At 71.5% G+C, this 17,201-nt stretch carries 15 protein-coding genes; 5 read left to right on the forward strand and 10 right to left on the reverse strand.

Annotated features, from left to right (window positions below; translation table 11 throughout):
* Positions 1-153: 153 nt before the first annotated feature.
* Positions 154-819: a hemerythrin domain-containing protein gene (locus ON30_RS10890; RefSeq protein ID WP_040706268.1), complete on the forward strand. Its 666-nt coding sequence runs from the start codon at positions 154-156 to the stop codon at positions 817-819.
* Positions 820-830: 11 nt separating this feature from the next.
* Here ON30_RS10890 and ON30_RS10895 read toward each other — a convergent pair whose 3' ends face one another.
* Positions 831-4,100 (reverse strand): ATP-binding protein, encoded by a 3,270-nt coding sequence (locus ON30_RS10895; protein WP_051029180.1) that lies wholly within the window; start codon positions 4,098-4,100, stop codon positions 831-833.
* A 7-nt stretch (positions 4,101-4,107) separates the two neighbouring features.
* Between ON30_RS10895 and ON30_RS38995 the strand changes: the two genes are divergently transcribed.
* A complete protein-coding gene (locus ON30_RS38995) occupies positions 4,108-4,266 on the forward strand; it encodes a hypothetical protein (protein WP_157183686.1) in 159 nt (52 codons plus the stop codon).
* On the opposite strand, the gene ON30_RS10900 is transcribed toward ON30_RS38995, so the two are convergent.
* The 5 genes from ON30_RS10900 to ON30_RS10920 form a co-directional block, all read right to left on the reverse strand.
* On the reverse strand, positions 4,250-6,370 hold the full coding sequence (locus tag ON30_RS10900; RefSeq protein ID WP_245553997.1) for an acyltransferase family protein: 2,121 nt from the start codon (positions 6,368-6,370) through the stop codon (positions 4,250-4,252). The genes ON30_RS38995 and ON30_RS10900 overlap by 17 nt on opposite strands.
* A gap of 365 nt (positions 6,371-6,735) precedes the next feature.
* On the reverse strand, positions 6,736-8,148 hold the full coding sequence (locus tag ON30_RS10905; RefSeq protein ID WP_040706270.1) for a carotenoid oxygenase family protein: 1,413 nt from the start codon (positions 8,146-8,148) through the stop codon (positions 6,736-6,738).
* A 217-nt stretch (positions 8,149-8,365) separates the two neighbouring features.
* Positions 8,366-8,758 (reverse strand): DUF397 domain-containing protein, encoded by a 393-nt coding sequence (locus ON30_RS10910; protein WP_040706272.1) that lies wholly within the window; start codon positions 8,756-8,758, stop codon positions 8,366-8,368.
* Positions 8,759-8,797: 39 nt separating this feature from the next.
* Positions 8,798-9,646: an SAM-dependent methyltransferase gene (locus ON30_RS10915; RefSeq protein ID WP_040706274.1), complete on the reverse strand. Its 849-nt coding sequence runs from the start codon at positions 9,644-9,646 to the stop codon at positions 8,798-8,800.
* Between the two features lie 53 nt (positions 9,647-9,699).
* Entirely contained in the window at positions 9,700-10,599 is a 900-nt protein-coding gene (locus ON30_RS10920) for a helix-turn-helix domain-containing protein (protein ID WP_040706275.1), read from the reverse strand.
* Positions 10,600-10,793: 194 nt separating this feature from the next.
* On the opposite strand from ON30_RS10920, the gene ON30_RS10925 reads away from it, so the two are divergent.
* The 3 genes from ON30_RS10925 (at position 10,794) to ON30_RS10935 (ending at position 12,781) form a co-directional block, all read left to right on the forward strand.
* Complete coding sequence (locus ON30_RS10925) at positions 10,794-11,297, forward strand: hypothetical protein (RefSeq protein ID WP_169334901.1); 504 nt, start codon at positions 10,794-10,796, stop codon at positions 11,295-11,297.
* Positions 11,294-11,869, forward strand: coding sequence for a hypothetical protein (locus tag ON30_RS10930; protein ID WP_040706277.1), 576 nt, complete (start codon positions 11,294-11,296; stop codon positions 11,867-11,869). Before ON30_RS10925 ends, ON30_RS10930 begins: the two co-directional genes overlap by 4 nt.
* Before the next feature lie 129 nt (positions 11,870-11,998).
* A complete protein-coding gene (locus tag ON30_RS10935; RefSeq protein ID WP_040706278.1) occupies positions 11,999-12,781 on the forward strand; it encodes an FkbM family methyltransferase in 783 nt (260 codons plus the stop codon).
* 46 nt (positions 12,782-12,827) lie between these two features.
* Here the strand turns inward: ON30_RS10935 and ON30_RS10940 are convergent, their stop codons facing one another.
* The 4 genes from ON30_RS10940 to ON30_RS40975 all read right to left on the reverse strand — a co-directional run bounded on the left by ON30_RS10940 (position 12,828) and on the right by ON30_RS40975 (position 16,994).
* Positions 12,828-13,601 (reverse strand): peptidoglycan recognition protein family protein, encoded by a 774-nt coding sequence (locus ON30_RS10940; protein WP_083911307.1) that lies wholly within the window; start codon positions 13,599-13,601, stop codon positions 12,828-12,830.
* Positions 13,602-14,167: 566 nt separating this feature from the next.
* Entirely contained in the window at positions 14,168-15,373 is a 1,206-nt protein-coding gene (locus tag ON30_RS10945; protein ID WP_040706280.1) for a cytochrome P450, read from the reverse strand.
* Positions 15,370-16,782: an NAD(P)/FAD-dependent oxidoreductase gene (locus ON30_RS10950; protein WP_040706281.1), complete on the reverse strand. Its 1,413-nt coding sequence runs from the start codon at positions 16,780-16,782 to the stop codon at positions 15,370-15,372. Before ON30_RS10950 ends, ON30_RS10945 begins: the two co-directional genes overlap by 4 nt.
* On the reverse strand, positions 16,779-16,994 hold the full coding sequence (locus tag ON30_RS40975; RefSeq protein ID WP_040706283.1) for a ferredoxin: 216 nt from the start codon (positions 16,992-16,994) through the stop codon (positions 16,779-16,781). Before ON30_RS40975 ends, ON30_RS10950 begins: the two co-directional genes overlap by 4 nt.
* Positions 16,995-17,201 lie beyond the last annotated feature (207 nt).

A 17,201-nucleotide genomic window follows, 5' to 3' on the forward strand; every position in this document is an offset into this window, starting at 1 on the left:
TATGCCATCGGGAAAATGTGATCGTCAGCATAATGGCATCGAGTGACAAAATGGAAGAGCGGCGGCGCAAGCCACGGCCAAGCGGGCCGCAAGTAATGGGGCGCACGGTGATCGCACCGCGGGCATCCGGCCCGCCGCCCACCAGGAGTCACCGTGACCGAGTCCGCCACCCGGGCCGCCGCCCGCCCCGACGTCACCATGATGCGCATCGCGCACCGCGCGATGATCCACGACGCCGCCCGCTTCGCCGCGCTCACCGCTCAGGTCGCCGCGGGTGCGCCGTGCCCGCCCGCCCGCGCCGCCGCCATCGCCGAATACCTGAACCTGCTCTGCGATTCGATCCACCACCACCACACCGTCGAGGACGAGCACATGTGGCCGATCCTGCTCGCGGCGGCCGGTCTGGCGATCGTGGTCGACGAACTCGAGGACGACCACGTCCAACTCGACGCCCTGCTGCACACGCTGCGTGAACGGGCGAACGCGCTCGGCGCGCCGCACGCCGACCCGGCCTCGGTCGCCGCCGCCCTCACCGAGACCCTCGACGCCCTCGCCGCACTGCTGCGCGAGCACATCGCCGAGGAGGAACGCGTGGTGTTCCCGGTGGTGGATCGCTATGTGCGCGTGACGGACTGGGCTCGGGTGGAGAAAGCCGCGAAGAAGGGCGGCAAGCTGAGCTTCGAAGCGCCGCGCATCGCGCGCCACGCCGACGACGTCGAACGGGCCCGGTTGCTCGCCGAGGCCGGGCCGGTGATCCGGGCGCTGCTCGGCCTGATGACGCGCCGATTCGACAAGCGCGAGGCGCGTATCGCGGGATGAGGCGCGGGCGCTCAGCGAGGGTCGAGTGCCGTGAGCCCGCGCGCCACCGCGGCGGTGACCTGCGCGGCCCGCGCGCGGTGGTCGGCGGCCGCGGCGTCCTCGCCCAGGAGTTCGGCGAGGTCGGCCAGCAGGTCGTCGATCGGCCCGAGGGCCACCGAGGCGGAATCGAGTCCGGCCACCGCCCCCGAACGGGGGAGCAGTTCGGCGTAGAGCGCGCCGGCCTGCTCGCGCATTCCGAGCCGGACCAGCGCGCGAGCGCGGAAGGCCGAACTCGCGGTCCAGTAGAAGTCGCGGCCCACCCGGTGCCCGGCTTCGGCCACCGCGCGCGCCGCGTCGGTCCGCCCCGCGTCGAGCAGGGCGACCGCGTACATCCAGGCCACCGTGTGCGGCGTCGTCCGGTAGCGCAGGGCCAGCGGTTCGACCAGGTGGGCCAGCGAGCCCCGGAACCAGCCCACGATCATCTCGCCGACCAGGCCGAGTTCCGCGCCGTTGGCCAGACCGGCGGCGGTGAGTCCGGCGGCCAGTCGCGCGTAGCCGGCCTCCGCGCGGTCCAGGTCGCCGCGCAGCACGTCCAGCACCGCGTCGAAGGCCGAGAGCACCACCACCAACTCCCCGAGGCGTCCGCTCGAGGCGGTGTCCAGCGCGCGGCCAACCTCCGCCGCGGCGGCGGGCAGATCGGTGCGGCCCAGATGGGCCAGGAACCGGTAGTAGTGCGCGGCGGCCAGATGCGCGGTCAGACCCGACGCCTCGGCCGCGCGCAGGTAGCGCTCGGTCAGCTCGAACAGCCGCTCGTGCAGGTCGGGGCCGAGGGCGACGAAGACCAGCGCGTTCAGGGCGGCGCAGGTCAGTTCGGCGTCGACGTCGGACAGATCGGCCACCAGGTCCACGGCCTGTTCGGCGCACGCGAGCGCGAAAGCGTCGTCGTGGCCCTCGAACTCGAAGACGGCCGTGACCAGCAGGCGCACCCGATCGGCACCGTCCGCTCCCGGCAGCGCCGCGCGCACCGCCTCCGTCATCTGCGGATCGGCCGAGCGCTGTTCGCGAGTGGTCCAGATGCGCGGGGTGCGCCAAGAGGTCGCCGCCTCCAGGATCGCCGCCGGGTCGCCGTCGCGCTGGGCCGCGGCCAGCGCCCGCCCGCGCACCGCCCTGGCCTGGGCCACCTCGCCGCGATGGGCGAGCGCTGTCACCAGCGCGCACCGCGCCGCGCGCAGTCCGTCGCGCTCGCGGGGCGCGGCCTCGGATTCCGCGTGACCCGCGCCTTCGCGCAGGTCGACCGCCGCCTGCCACAGCGGCGCGGAGTCGGCGCGCAATCCCGCCTCGAAGCGGGCGCGCGCGGCGGCCTCGATCAGGTCCAGCGCGTGCCCGACGGTGGCGGGACTCGCGCCGTGCTCGGCGTGGAAAGCGAGTTCGTCGAGGTCGGGGTGGGGGTGCGACTCCAGCAGGCACAGTGTGCGCCAGTGCATCCGCTGCCTGCGCAGACGCGGAATGCTGTGGTAGACGGCGTCGCGGACCAGCACGTGCCGGAACTCCACCCGGTCGGCGTCGGCCCGCAGCAGTCCGGCGACCACCGCGGTGTCCACGGCGTCGAGCAGTTCGTCCTCGCCCGCCGCCGCGTTCGCCCACAGCGCCAGCAGGGTGTCGATATCGGCCCCGCGTCCGCAGACCGACAGCAGGCGCAGCATCCGGCCGACCTCGGCGGGCAGCCGGTCCGCGCGGCGCAGCAGCACCTCGCGGATACCGTCGGGCATGGAGGTCAACGCGTCGCGGATGCCGTGCGAGGCGATCCATTTCGCCAGTTCTCCGACGAACAGCGGATTGCCCTCGGTGCGGGCGCGCAGCACCTCGACGGTGTCGGCGTCCAGGTCGCCGAGTCCGGCCGCCGCCGCCACTTGGCGGATCCCCTCGTCGGACAACCCGGCCAACTCCACCCGGTCGGCGGTCGTCGCGACCAGCGCCGCGGCGGTCGCCGCGAGTTCCGCGCCCGCCTCCGAGGGGCGGAAGGCACCGACCACCAGCACGGGCAGTTCCCGCATCCAGGCGATCGTCTGGCGCAGCACCTGGAGGGTGGCGCTGTCGGCGCGGTGCACGTCGTCCACGACCAGCAGGACGCCGTCGCGGTGGCCGCGGCAGGCGGCGACGACGGCGCGGGCGATCTCGAACGGGTCGTCCACCTCGGACCCGACGCCCAGTCCGCCCAGCAGTTCCCGCCACGCCCACGCCGCGGGCGCGCCGTCGACCTCGGGACAGTGCGCCACCGCGACCCGCCACCCGCGCGCGGTCAGCCGCGCCGCCACGGTCTCGGCGAAGGTGGTCTTGCCGCCGCCCGCCTCGGCGACCACCCACACCAGGCGCAGTCCGGAGTCGCGCACGGTCTGCGCGACCCGCGTCAGTCGCGCCGATTCGCTTTCGCGGCCCGCGAATTCGCGACGTTCGGCGACCGGTTCCGGCGCGGCGGGCCGCGGCTCGCTCGCCGGGGCGGGCGCGAGGGTCAGCGCGGGGGAGTGCGCGAGGATGTCGGTCTCCAGTCCGCGCACCGCGGGCCCCGGGTCGACGCCCAGTTCCTCGGACAGGTGCGCGCGCAGGGTCCGCAGCGTGGCCAGCGCGTCGGCCTGACGGCCGAGCCGGTACTGCGCCAGGGCCAGCAACCGGAACAGTTCCTCGCGCGCCGGATGCCGCGCGCATTCGGCGGGCAGTAGGTCGGCGACCCGCTGCGCCTCGCCGTCGGCCAGCGCCGCGGCGGCGCGTCGCTCGACCGCGGACAGTCGCAGCGCGTGCAGGCGCGACACCTCGGTCTCGGCCCACTGTTCGTCGGTGTAGGCGCCGAACGGGTCACCGCGCCACAGGTCCAGCGCCCGGTCCAGGCTCCGGCCGTCCGCGGCCCCGCCGGCGAGCAGGGCGTCGAATTCCCACACGTCGACCGCCTCGGGCGGCAGGCGCAGCGCGTAGCCGGGCGCTTCGCTGACCAGCAGGCGCGGCGGCGTGCGCGGCGCGCGGTCGGGTTCGAGGAAGCGGCGCAGATTCGACACGTGGACCTGCAACGCCGCCAACGCCTTCGGCGGCGGCTCACCGCGCCACAGGTCCTCGATCAGCCGGTCGGTGGACACCACCCGCCCGCCCGCCGCGACCAAGCGCACCAGCAGCGCGAGTTGCCGACCCGATCCGACCTCGGCCGCGGTGTCGGCCGAGGCGACCCGTACCGGTCCCAGCACCGAGATCCGCACGCCCGTCACCGCCACCCGCCTCTCCGCGTCCACGCCCGCCCCGGACGGGCGGTTCGACACCGCCCACATGATCGCTCGAGAACCGCGCGGCCGCGCTGTCGAGGGTCGACCGGACCGCTCAGGGCTCGATGAGGCCCGCTACGGCATCGTGGTCACCGCGTTCAGCGCCACACTGGCCTGGCTCTACGTGTGGCTGCGCTACTTCCAGCTCACCACCATCCGGTGATCGCCCCCATCTGGCGACCCAGTTCCGGTGCGAGCGAACGGGCGTAGCTGGCCGTCAGGTGGTGTTCGTCGCGGTAGATCAGCACATTGCCCTCGGCCACCCAGCACCGGTCGGGGCGGCACAGCGAATCCGACAGGTCCAGCGGGTAGACGTTCGGGTAGCCGGAGACGACGTCCAGCGCCGGGTTGATCGGGTCCAGCAGCAGACTCCGGTCCAGGCCGCAACTGTGCGGGGTGCCGTGGCTGCCCAGGCAGTCCACGGCGCGGTAGAGCACGCCGTCGCGCCGCAGTCGCGGTGTGTCGCGCATCGCCAGCACCTTCAGACCCCGATCCGACAGCGCCGCCCACACATCGGGGAATTCGCGCGGCACCTCGTCACCGGGCGCCTCGGTCCGGTAGTAGGTGCCGAGGGTGAACACCCAGTCGGGCCGGGTGCGGCCGAGCAGATCGATGACCTCGGTCGACCACTCCCGGCATTCCGGGAAAGGGGAGTGGTAGTAGGAGGGTTCGTCCACCAGCGTCAGCGGGCACGCCTCCTTCAGGTAGGTGACGATCCGCAGCCCGTGCTGGGCGGCGAGCACCTGGAAGGCGGGCAGCCAGTGCTCGGAATGCGAGCCGCCGACCACCGCGATCGTGCGGGTCGCCGCCGGATCGCCGTACACGCAGGAACGCACCTCGCGGTCGGGGCTGATGCAGCCGTCGAGGGTGGGCGCGGGGGCGTCGTGCCAGCCCTCGAGCACGTTGGGCCGCATCGGCGCGGACGCGAAGGCCACGCCCGGCACCAGCGCCGCCGCGCCCGGATACCGGGAGACCTGCAGCGGTGGCGGCGGTTTCGGCGGGTTCAGCCGCAGACTGGCCTGCCAGCCGACCGCCGCACCCAGCACCGCCGCACCCGTGAGGCAGACCGCGGGCGTCAGCGCGAACCGCGTCAGCAGTTCGCGGGCACGGGTGCGCTCGAGGGAGGCGTACCGCAGGGGGGACTCCACGTAGCGCTCGGTGAAGTAGGCCAACACCAAGGCCGCGGCGATGACGATCAGGCCGTCGGTCAACCCGGCGGCCGGCCGGCCGTATTCGGCCAGGTAGAAGATCAGGATCGGCCAGTGCCACAGGTAGAACGAGTAGGCGATCGCGCCGAGACCGGTGCACGGCCGGGTCGCCAGCACGCGGTTGACCCACGGCCTGCGCGCGGCGTCGGTGTTCATCCCCGACAGGATCAGCGCCGCCGCCGCAGCCACCGGGTAAAGCGCGGGCGGACCGGGGAACTCGTTGGCCCCGTCTATGAGGACGCCGCAGGTCAGCACACCGAAGATGCCCAGCACCGCCAGCAGGACGCGCAACGGGTTGGCCACCCGCACCAGGGGCGCGACCACCGCGAGCAGCGCGCCCGCGAGCAGTTCCCACAGGCGCGCGCCGCTGTCGTAGTAGGTCCACGGCTGGTGGCGTTCCGCGCCGTCGGCGGCATACCAGAACGACAGCGCCGCCGCGCCGACCAGCAGCACGGCCAGCGCGACCCGGTCCGTGCGCGGCGCGACTCGCCGCGCGGCGAAGGCCCACAGCGCGATCACCGCCAGCATGGCCAGATAGAACTGCCCCTGCACCGACATCGACCACAGGTGCTGCAACGGGCTCACCGAGGGATTCGGGGCCAGGTAGTCCAGTTCGGCGTTGGCCAGATACCAGTTCTGGAAGTACAGCGCCGAGGCCAGCGTCTGCGCGGACAGGTCGCCCCACTGGGTGAACGGGCGCACCGCCACCGTGGTCACCACCACCGCGGCCAACACCACGATCAGGGCGGGGGCGAGCCTGCGGGCGGTGCGGCGCAGCGTGGCGGCGATGCCCAAGCCTTCCGGCCCGCCCGCCCGCCGCAGCGCCATCGCGGTGAAGAAGTAGCCCGACAGCACCAGGAAGACGTCGACGCCGCCGGAGACCCGGCCCATCCAGACGTGGAAGCCGACGACCAGCGCGATCGCGATGCCGCGTAATCCGTCCAGGTCGTGCCGGTATTCCGGATTCGCCCCGGCGCTTCGCCCGACCGGTTCGGCGCTGGTGCGCCCCGTCGGCCCACCCGTCGCCCGACGCACGGTCGCGTCCGGTGGCACCGGCACTACGTTGCTCCTCTCGCGGTGTACTGCGGCGCCGCCGGACCCGTCGCGGGAAGGGCCCGCGGCACCCGTTCCCCGGCAAGCAGTTTCGTCTACCGCGACCTCCGGCGCAGGCAGCACCGATCTCGACTCCGGGCAAACGGATCACGACTGCCGGGTGGTCGAACAGTAAAGATGCCGCAAACCGCCCGTGAGGGCAAACGGCTGTGCCGGAGCTGTTGTCGTCCGCGCAGGTAGCCGGGGATATGCCGGATTCCGCGACGCGGAATCGACGCGCGCGGGCAACGCGAGCGAAATACGGCCGCCCTAGGGTGGACCGCGCCTGTCGCGCAGCCGGTTCGGAGGTGCGGCCGCGCGGCGGGCGCGACTCAGGCCGGTGCGAGCAGCGCGCTGTCGGCGGGCAGCCACATCCCGTGCAGTCCCGCGGGCACCCGGATCGGCAGCCGGACGGAGGCGATCGGCCCCGCGCCGGGGTCCTCGGCGGCCAGTACGTGGAACCAGGAGCTCAGGTCGGTGCGGTCGGTGGCCAGCGTGCCCCAGTACCCGGCCCGCTCGCCCGGCAGGAAGATCGGCTCGCCGACGGCCAGGTCGCCCGCGTTCCACCAGGTCTCGCGGCCGGTGACGGAATCGAGGAACAGCAGCGCATCCTTGGCCGCGCCGGGCCCGGAGGACCCGGCGGTGGCGATGACGCTGTGCCGCCCGGTCAACTCGCGGTCGTCGACGCGCGGGAACTCCACCGGATGGACGGCCAGATCGGTCCGGGTGATCCCTCCGTCGCGGGGATCGATGACCGCGCGCACCAGGGCGCCGCGCTGCGGGGTGGCCACCTTCGCCAGACCGCTCGGATACGCCCACTGGACGTAGTCGACCACCACCGTGCCGTCGGCCTCGTCGTAGGCGTTCGCGAAATGCCACACCCAGAACGTGTCGGTCTCGGCCCAGCGCACCGCGGAGCCGTCGCGGGGGATCAGCGCGATCCTGGTGCCCGCCGCGGGCCGCCAGTCCAGCAGCGATCCGCCGCGCAACAGGCCGGGGATGTCGAAGACCAGCGGGCACAGGAACAGCACGATGTAGCGCGCGGTCAACGCCATATCGTGCACCATGACCGGTTCGTCGACGCCCTCGACCGGGGTGGGGGCGCGGCGCGCGGTCCCGTCCGGCCCGACCACCGACCAGGCCAGGTAGGGGGCATCGAGGCGGTAGGTGAACAGCACGAGGTCGCCGGTGACGGGATCGAGTTTCGGGTGCGCGGTGCTGCCCAGCGCCATCGCCCCGTCGCAATCCTCGCGCGCGAGGGTGGCCAGGTCGGCCGGGTCGAGCCGGTAGGGCAGATCGCTCTCGGCCATCGCCAACAGCCGCCCGCCGTGCGCGACGACGTTGATGTCGGGCAGTTGTCTGCTGGTGCCCGCGAGGTCGGGCCCGACGATCTCCGGGCCGGGCGTGTACGGGTCGGTGATACCGGCCCACAGCGCGTGTCCCGCGCGTTCCTCGGCAAGCACCATGGGCGTGCGCACGAACCGGTTGGTGTAGGCGGCGCGTCCGCCCTCGAGGCGCAGTCGATGCACCATCGCGTCCCCGTCGAGCGGGTAGACGTAGCTGCCGATCGGGTCGAAGCGCGGATTCGGACCGTTGCGGAAGTACGTTCCGCGCAGATCGGCGGGCAGTTCGCCCACGATCGGCAGGTCGTCCACCTCGACCTCGCGCCGCTGGGGCGCGAACACGCCGGTCAGATGGGTGTGACCGGTCAGGTCGACGGGTGCGGGCGCGGTCGGTGCTGCCATGGGGACTCCTCGGGCGGAGGGCGTCTTACCCGTTCCACGATGCCGGCCCGCCGTGCGTCGCGCAGCCGCCTCCGCACGACGGAGCAGGCCCGTGGTGTCGGGCGCGGTGTGCCGGGCGGATGCGGAAGGGGGTGCGGCGGCTGTCGAGCGGGGACGGTGCGCCGTTTGCGACGGGTTGTCCGGCCTGGCTCGGCCGGACGTCGTCGGGGTGGTCGTCTCAGGCGGCCAGTGCCGGCCGCAGGACGAACTCGTCGGCCAGGATGCCGCTGCGGAAGGCGGCGATCTCGGCGTGGTCGAACAGCAGTTCCACCCCCGGAACGGGCTGTCCGGACCCGGCGCGCAGGGCGTACATGCCGTCGGCGCGCCGGGTCAGGGCCAGGTGGGCGGTCGCGGTGCGGCCGGCGCGCACCGCGTGCTGGAAGTCGTCGAACTGGTCGTCGGTGAGCACGATGAGTTGCTCGTGGGGGACGCGCCCGGTGGGGTCGGGCATCTTGTCGTCGCGTATGGCGGTGAACCCGTCCACGCGTGCGATCGTGACGCAGTTCTGGCTGGGCGAGCTTGCCGAGGCTTTCTTGAATTCACTCAGGGCGAACTCCGGCAGCTGCTGCATGGTCGTTCCTTTCCGGCGGGTGGAGCGAGCGGATCAGCGTTAGCTGCCCTGATCCGCCGTGGTCGGCTTTCGGCCGATAGCTGCGAAGTTACAGCGGCGCGCGGGATCCTGCGGATCCACGGTGCCCTCGGCGTCGGGACGCCAGTCCGGCGCGTACACCACACCCGGCTCGACCAGCTCGAATCCCGTGAAGAAGGCGGTGAATTCGGCGCGGCTGCGCGAGGTGATCGGATCGGCGCTCTGCTTGTACATGGTGTTGGCCTCGATGAGTTTGTCGAGGATGGCGGGGTCGGCCTCCGACATCGAGGCGTGCGTCATCGCCAGGTAGCTGTCCGCGGGCAGGCGGTCGCGCAGGCGCGCGATGATCGTGGCCGGATCGTCCTCGTCGGACAGGAACGGCAGCACGCTGACGATGAGCAGCCCGATCGGCTGGGAGAAGTCCAGCAGTCGGTTGGTCTCGGGGTGGTCCAGGATGTGGCCGGGCGCCCGCAGGTCGCCCTCGATGACCGCGGTGCTGTCCAGGGCGTCCTGGGCGGCCAGCAGTTCGTGGGCGCGGTCGACGGCCTCGAGGTCGAGGTCGACGTAGACCACTTTGGCCTCGGGGGCGATGTCGCGGATGACGTCGTGGGTGTTGCCGCCGGTGGGCAGGCCCGAGCCGATGTCGAGGAACTGCCGGATGCCCTGCTCGGCCATGAAGGTGATGGCCCGGCGCAGGAATTTGCGGTTGTGGTGGGCCCATTCGTCGGCCCACGGCACCAACTCGAACATCTTCTCGGCGAAGACGGCGTCGGAGTCGAAGATGGGTTCGCTGGTCAGGTAGTAGTGGTAGAGGCGCGCGCTGGACGGTACGCGCGGGTCCGTCTCCCGTGGGACGAATTCCTCGGCCATCGAATGCTCCTGTGTCGCTTGCTGATCGGTCGTGCTGAGAGGTTCGGGGCGGTTCACGGTCGGGTCCTGCGGCGGAAGGAGCGCGCGACGGTCTCGCAGAACTCCCGGGAGTCGCCGGGGCTCAGTGCGGCGGCGGTCAGTCGTGACCACACCGTCTCGCGGGCGGCGATGTCGGCCTTGTCGTCGCTGTAGCGCAGTGCGCCTTGGTATTCGCTGACCACGATGTCCAGGTCGCCCGCCGCGCCGGGGGAGGGGACCCGGATCATCGAGAACCGGTCCTCCATGCCCGCCCCGTGCACGCGAACGGCGAAGGGCAGCACCTGGATCTGTAAGTTCGGCCGCAGGGACAGTTCTTGGAGGTGTTCGAGTTGTTCGAGCATCCCGGCGCGCGGGGCGTGTTCGCGGCGCAGGCAGGATTCGGACAGGATCGCGTGGTACATCAGCGGGCTGCCGGGTTTGGTGAGCACTTCCTGGCGGGCCAGGCGCGCCTGCACCTCCTCCTCGGCGGTGACGTCGACGCGGGCGCTGGGCGAGGCGACGTCGACCTCGTGCAGACCCCTGATGTAGGAAGCGGATTGGAGCAGGCCGGGCACGATCTCGGATTCGGTGACCCGGATCAGGCCCGCGTGATCCTCGAGGTCGACCAGCAGGCGCAGGTTGTCACCGTAGGCGCGGCGCACACCGGTGTCCCAGTAGCCGCGTTTGTGGTTGTCACGGCGTAGCTCTCGGAGTTTGTCGAGGTAGTCGGGATCGTCGAAGCCGAGCCGGGCGGCTAGTAGCTCGAGATCCCCTACGGTGATCGCGCCCACTCCGTTGACCAGGCCGGCGATCCGGCTCTGTGTGGTCTCGATGAGTTTCGCGGCTTCGGCCTGGCTGATGCCCGCCGAACCGATCATGTGCGCGATCTCTCGTCCGAGCAGCAGTTTTCGTGCCGTGCGCAACGGTGCTCCCATGGCGCTCAGACTATCCCGGCGCCTCGATGCACAGGTTTCACTATGCCTATCTCTCTATGCGGATCCCGCTATACCAAATCATGATTATCAAGCTATGATCTGATTCGTTGACGATATCACCACACGATGCGTGGAGTACACGGATCACAGTGTTTTCTCCCTACTGCTTCAAGAGGTCTCGGGTGACAGCCAGCGTGCGCACACAGCCACCGCACCGCGTAACCGAGGCGCACGGCGCGCCCCGGCGACGAGCGAAAGGGACGGCCGCCGGATACGCGGGCTGTCCGGAAACCGGTGAACAGCGCTGGCGGCACTACGGTCGGATGGACCTGCCCGTCGAATACGACCGGGTGACCGGCCGCATCCTGCTCGACGGCGGCGACGCGCGGATCTGCACGCTGGTGATGCCGTCCTGGCTCGGTGTCCGCGTGGTCATGAGCGGCGTCGCGCCCGGCGGGCCGGTCGTCTACCACGAGCCGTCGCGGACCTGCGCGTTCCTCACCGGCCCGCCCCGTTGGGCCGACCACCTGTGCGTGGACGCCTCGACCGGACTGGGGCTCGGCATCGGCGGGGTCTGCGTCCTACCCTCGCCCGCGGACGAGGTCCACGAGGTCCGTCGGTGGCTCATCCCGCCGAGGGACGGGTATGTTCCCCCCATGCATCTGGTCCTGTCCGCGGTCCGCGGGGCGTATCGATGAGCGGGTCCCGCCTCGGTCGACCACGTGGCGCCTGCGCCGCCGACGGCGACCCGGTCGGCGGACTGCTGTCCCCCCGGGAACTGATCGCCGCGATCGCCGGACATATCGAAGGTCTGTCACCCCTGGTCGAATGGGCCAGAGAGCTGGGCGATCTGCACGCCAGCCTGCTGTCGGGCGACCCGCGCCGCCGCCCCGAGGGCTTCGACGAGGCCCTCGCCCGCCGCGAGATCGACCGGATCATCGCCGACATCGACCGCTGGGCACTGGGGCGACTACCCAGCAGTCCCGAGGCTCCCAGCTACCCCGACACCCTCGGTCAGGTGGTCAGCCACGTCGCCGAGACCTTCGCCACCGCCTGGTGGACGGTCCGCCACAGCGACGACGAGGAGGTCAGGCACCTGGCCTGGACCCGCCTCGGCGAGATCCGCGAGGGCTACGCCGAATTGATCGCCGACCTCGGGGCCAAGCGGGTGCGGCTGCCCGCCGCGGTGGAATCGTTGGTGCGCGCCATTCCCGCGCCGCAGGCCGAGCGCGAACGGACGGTGCGCGAGACCGCGCCCACCTCGCACTGATTCTCCGCGGGCGGACCCCGTCGGCCGTGTTCGACCCGGGTTGTACCCTGGGAGCCCTAGCGCGTCTGTTCTTCCCGCGTGGTTCGTGTGCTCGTGCATCCAGCAAACGTTCGAAGGGGGCAACAACGTATGTCGAATTCCTCGCAACCCCAGCATCTCCGGCTCGACGACGGCAGGACGGTGGCGTGCACCAGTCCGGCCGAGGCGCGCATGCTGTGGAACGAGATGTCCGTCGACGGGTTCTACCGCCGCGCCGCCGCGCAGTTGCGGTCCGGGGATGTCGTCCTCGACATCGGGGCCAACATCGGTCTGTCGGCGATGATGTTCGCCGACATCTGTCCCGGCGCCACCGTCATCGCCGCGGAACCCGCGCCGATGACCTACGACTGCCTGGCGCACAACGCCGCCGCCCACGTCGTCAACTGCATTCCGCTGCGTACCGCGGTCGGCGCCGAACGCGGCACCCGCGCCTTCACCTGGTACCCGCGCGCCACCGCCAACTCCGGCTTCTACGCCGACCGCGGCGCCGACGACGAGGCGACCAGGATCTTCCTGCGCAACAGTGGGCTCGACGAGGAGGCCATCGACCTCATCACCGAGGGCCTGCACGACGAAGGTCAGCAGATGGACGTGGAGGTCACCACCGTCTCCGACATCCTCAGCGAACACGCGGCGCACAGTCCGATCGGCGTGCTCAAGGTCGACGTGGAGAGAGCGGAACTCGAAGTCCTGCACGGCATCCGGGATTCGGACTGGCCGCGCATCCGCACGGTGGTCGCCGAGGTGCACGACACCGACGGCCGCCTCGCGCAGTTCTGCGACCTGCTGCGCGCGCACGGGCTCGAACCGGTCACCCGGCAGGACGCGGCGCTGGACGGCACCGAACTGCACGAAGTGATGGCCACGCGCTGACCGCCGTTCCTGCCGCGCTCGGGGCGCGGCAGGAAGTCGGGCGCTCCTAGGCCGCGGTGCCGCGGCCCTCGAGTTCGTCGAGCCGGGCCAGAATCTCGGCCAGCGCGTCGACCACGGTGCGTCCGCCGAGTTGCGGCCAGCCGTTGTACTGGCCCGCGTCGCGCTGGAACAGGCCGCACAGTTGTTCGCGGATGTCCTTGACGTCACTGCCGATCGGTCCGCAGAACCCCGCGACGAAGTCCTGGATCTGCTTGACCTCTGCTGCGCTCATCGGTGCGTCCCTTCCCTCGATGATGGCCTGCACGTCGCGACGGAACGCGTTCATGTCGATGCCGGCCGGGTCGATCTTGCCTTCGGTGCTGTACTCGCGGTGCGCGACGCAATCGTGGGAGCCGCGCCCGATCCGCCGCAGGATCGCCGCGCAGCCGCGCTTGTAGGCGTCGATCTGCACCGGCGTCCAATCGGAACCGTCGCCGCGCGAGACGGCCTCGATCCCGACGACGTGGTAGTTGGCGTTGTTCGTCGGCCACCCCGGCCAGCGCCCGCGCCCCGCGTGCCAGGACACGCCCGCGGCGATCACCCGGTAGGCGCCGTCGCGCTCGAGCACGAGTTGGGCCAGCGGCCCGGCCAGATCCGGGCGGCCGTACTGCACGATCCGCCAGTCGTCGGGCCCGCCGCCGCCGGTATGGTGACACAGCACCCCGCGGATATCGGCGAAATCACCGTGTCCGCGCTCGCGCCAGCCGGAATGTTCGATGACGTCGAGTCCCTCGGCGCGCAAGACGTCGGCCAGCCAGATCGGATCTCCTGTCCACGACATGATTCCTCCTCGAACCGAGACCGGGGCGGACATCTGTCCGCTTCCGGTGATCTGCAACAAGATTCGGATCAGCGCACACGAACGAGCGATACAGGGTCGAGTGAGACGACTTCGAGGTGTCCTGCGGAAAGGGCAACCCGAAAACCCCTGTTCCACCAGAGTGCCCTACCGCGCGACCCCGTGGGGGACTCCCGAGCAATTGCCCGGAGATGTTGCCGGGCAACGGTATCCGCGCCTACAATCCGCCGCCGCGGGTGCGCCGTTCCGGTGCCGCGCACCGCGCACGATCCCATTCTCTTTTGTCCGGAAGATCGCCACGGGCGAGCGGAGGTGCCGCTCAGCGACCCATCCCGCGATCGTGTGGACCACGGGGAGCGCGGATTTCGGCGGCTCGGCGCGTCGCGTGCGGCGGCGTGTCTCAACCGGCGGCCGACGGGTGCGCGTCGTGTCCGCGACGGGTCGGCGTGCCGAGACCGTGTCCGAATATGTCAATGCCCGTGGACGGCCGACCTCGGTGTTTCCGGCCGGCCCGCGCGCTCGGCGGCGCTCCCGCTAACGCCCCGACCTCACCCGATGTCGACCAGCAGGTGCCGCGGCCCGCGCAGCACCGGATTCGGCCGATACGGCGGCGGGTCCTGCACCAGACGGAGATTCGGCAGGCGGCGGATGACCTCCGCGATCGCCATCTGCCCTTCGAGTCGGGCCAGCGGCGCGCCGAAACAACTGTGCACCCCGCCGCCCAGACCCAGGTGCCGGATGTCGGGGCGGTCGGGCACGAACCGGTCGGGGTCCTCGAAACGGTGCGGATCGCGATTGCCCGCCGCCACGGCCAGGATCAACTGCGAACCCTTCGGGATCGTCGTCCCGTCGATCTCGATATCGGCGATCGGGGTCCGGTTCGGGATCATCTGCACCGGCGGCTCGAAGCGCAGCAACTCCTCCACCGCCATCGGCATCAGGGCGGGATCGGCGGCGAGGCGGCCCAACAGATCCGGGTCGCGCAGCAGGGTGAGCAGACCGTTGGTGATCAGGTTGACGGTGGTTTCGTGACCGGCGATGAACAGCAGGATCGCGTTGACGATCAACTCCGGCAACGTCAACCGGCCCTCGGGCCCGTCGTCGGCGGACAGCCCGGTGAGCAGGTCCTCGCGCGGGTCGTGCTCGCGTTCGGCGATCAGACCGGCCATGTACTGCGCCATCTCCCGTTGCGCCGCTTCGGCTCCGGTCTGCCCGGTCGGGTCGATCGCGGCCACCAGCGCGTCCGCCCAGAGGTGGAACCGCGGTTCGTCCTCGCGCGGCACGCCGAGCAGGCGGCAGATCACCGTCACGGGAAAGGGGTAGGCGAAATCGTCGACCAGGTCGACGCGGTCACGGTCGAGCAGATCGTCCACCAGCGAGGTGACGATCGCGCGCAGTTCCGAGCGCATCCCGTCCACCCGGTCGGGTGAATGCGGCGGCCCGAACGGGCGGGTCACCAGTCGCCGCAGTCGGTCGTGCTCGGGCGGGTCGAGGCGGATGAACGGCAGCATGCCCGCGCCGAGCGGGCTGCCCTCGGGTTCGGGGACCGCGTCCGCGGCGTCGGTGCGGTGACGGCGATCCGAGCTGACGCGCGGGTCGTGCAGCAGCGCGTACACGTCGTGGTAGTTGCCGACCAGGTAGGCGCCGGTGTCCTGACGCAGCACCCGTGCCGTGCGGGCCTCGGCCCACAGCGGATACGGGTCGGGGCGGTTGGCCGGGTCCATGATCCGGCGCAGCAGGTCGTCCGAACTCACGACACCGCCTCCCGCATCGCGACCCGCGCCATCGTGCGGTCGGCGGGCAGATAGCCGGTCAGCGCGACCGTCGGGCCGTGGCTCAGGCCGCGGGGATCACGCCAGGTCACCGGATAAACCCGCGTGTCCGTCGGCGGATCGACCACGCCGAACTCGGGCGGGAAGGGGGCCGCCGACTCGATCAGCCCGCGATAGAAATCCATCCACTTGCCCTGATCGAAGGCGACCGCCGCCGTCACCCGGCCGCGGTGGCCGTAGGTGGCCACGAAGCGGCGTTCGGCCAACGATCCCTGGGTGATGGTCACCTGGTCGGCGTAGGTCGGGATGCCCACGGATTTGATGTTGAGCCCGAACTGGCTCGACCAGAACGCGGGCACCTCCAGGTGGGCGCGGCGCACCCGGCCCGCGTGCAGCATGTTGTGCGCGGCCACTTCGGCCTGGCCGACCGCGTTGCCCCAGTGCTCGAGCGCGATCATCTGGTATTCGTAGAGCGGGTGCGGCGCGCGGGCGACATCGCCCGCGGCGAACACGTGGTCGGTGATCAGGCCGTTGATGTCGAAGACGCGGCACCCGGTGTCGCAGGCGATGCCGCGCGGCCCGGCCGCCAGACCCGAGTCGGCCAGCCATTCGGTGTTGCGGATCGCACCGAGGGCGACCACCACCACGTCCACGTCGATCGGCTCGCCGCGGGACAGGTGCGCTCGCGCGACCCGGCCCTGTCCGTCGCCTTCCAGCCGGGTCACCGAGGTCTCGGTGCGCAGGTCGACGCCGTGTTCGCGGTGCAGTTCGGCCGCGACCCCGCCGATCAGCTCGCCGAGCGCGCCCACCAGCGGCGCGGGTCCGCGTTCGGTCACGGTGACGTCCAACGCCAGTTCCCGGCACACCGAGGCGATCTCGGAACCGGTGAAACCCGCCCCGATCACCAGGACGCGACGGGGACCGCGCGCCAGTGCGCGCGCGAGTCCGTCGGCGTCGTCGCGGGTTCGGACCACGAAGACGTTGTCGAGGGCGGCCTCCTCGGCGTGGGGCCAGCGTCGTGCGCGCACTCCGGTGGCGAGCAGCAGTTGGTCGAATTCGACGCTGTCCGCGCCGTCGAGGTGCACACGGTTGAGGTCGAGGTCCAGTCCGGTGGCCCGCACGCCGAGATGCCAGGTCGCGTCGAGGTCGCCGTCCCCGGGCAGTGCCGTGTGATCGGGCGCGGCCATGCCCAGCAGCACCGCCTTGGACAGCGGCGGTCGGTCGTAGGGGGCGTGCTGTTCCTCGCCGACGATGGTCAGTTCCCCGCGGAAGCCCCCGGCGCGCAAGCAGTGCGCGGCCCGCAGGCCGGCCAGCGACGCCCCGACCACGACGACGCGACTGCCCCGCCGCGCCTCGGCGACCCGGGCGTAGAAGCCGGTCTCGACCTTCACCGCCGACCCGTCCGGTCGAAGGGACCCTCGTCGGTGGTGATCGCGCGCACGGGGCAGGCGGCGGTGGCCTGGCGGACGCGCTCGTGGTCGGCTTCGGCCGGCGTCGCGTCGTAGAGCAGGGCTTCCTCGCCGCGCAGGGTGAACACCTCGGGGGCCAGGAAGGCGCACTGGGCGTAGCCCTGGCAGCGGTTGAGATCGACGACGAGTCGCACGGTTGCTCTCGATTCGGATGGACCGGTAGGACCCGGAGACACGGCCACGCCGCTGTCGTCCACGTGGTGCGCGCCCGCACCCGCCACATGCCGCCCCGACCATACCGTCCGGTCTGTAGCCGCGTGTGCGGATCCGGCAACCGCTTCGTAACGCATCGCAATCCGTCGGCTACACCGGCACAACGATCCCGGAACCTGTGTCCCGGA

This window comes from Nocardia takedensis NBRC 100417, from assembly GCF_000308695.1.
Taxonomy (GTDB): Bacteria; Actinomycetota; Actinomycetes; order Mycobacteriales; family Mycobacteriaceae; genus Nocardia; species Nocardia takedensis.

What these genes read in the sequence shown, in the direction of transcription:
- ON30_RS10905 (WP_040706270.1), bottom strand. Translation starts at nt 8,148, where the DNA reads ATGGCAGCACCGACCGCGCCCGCACCCGTCGACCTGACCGGTCACACC.
- ON30_RS10915 (WP_040706274.1), bottom strand. Translation starts at nt 9,646, where the DNA reads ATGGCCGAGGAATTCGTCCCACGGGAGACGGACCCGCGCGTACCGTCC.
- ON30_RS10920 (WP_040706275.1), bottom strand. Translation starts at nt 10,599, where the DNA reads ATGGGAGCACCGTTGCGCACGGCACGAAAACTGCTGCTCGGACGAGAG.
- ON30_RS10930 (WP_040706277.1), top strand. Translation starts at nt 11,294, where the DNA reads ATGAGCGGGTCCCGCCTCGGTCGACCACGTGGCGCCTGCGCCGCCGAC.
- ON30_RS38995 (WP_157183686.1), top strand. Translation starts at nt 4,108, where the DNA reads ATGATCGCTCGAGAACCGCGCGGCCGCGCTGTCGAGGGTCGACCGGAC.
- ON30_RS10940 (WP_083911307.1), bottom strand. Translation starts at nt 13,601, where the DNA reads ATGTCGTGGACAGGAGATCCGATCTGGCTGGCCGACGTCTTGCGCGCC.
- ON30_RS10935 (WP_040706278.1), top strand. Translation starts at nt 11,999, where the DNA reads ATGTCGAATTCCTCGCAACCCCAGCATCTCCGGCTCGACGACGGCAGG.
- ON30_RS10910 (WP_040706272.1), bottom strand. Translation starts at nt 8,758, where the DNA reads ATGCAGCAGCTGCCGGAGTTCGCCCTGAGTGAATTCAAGAAAGCCTCG.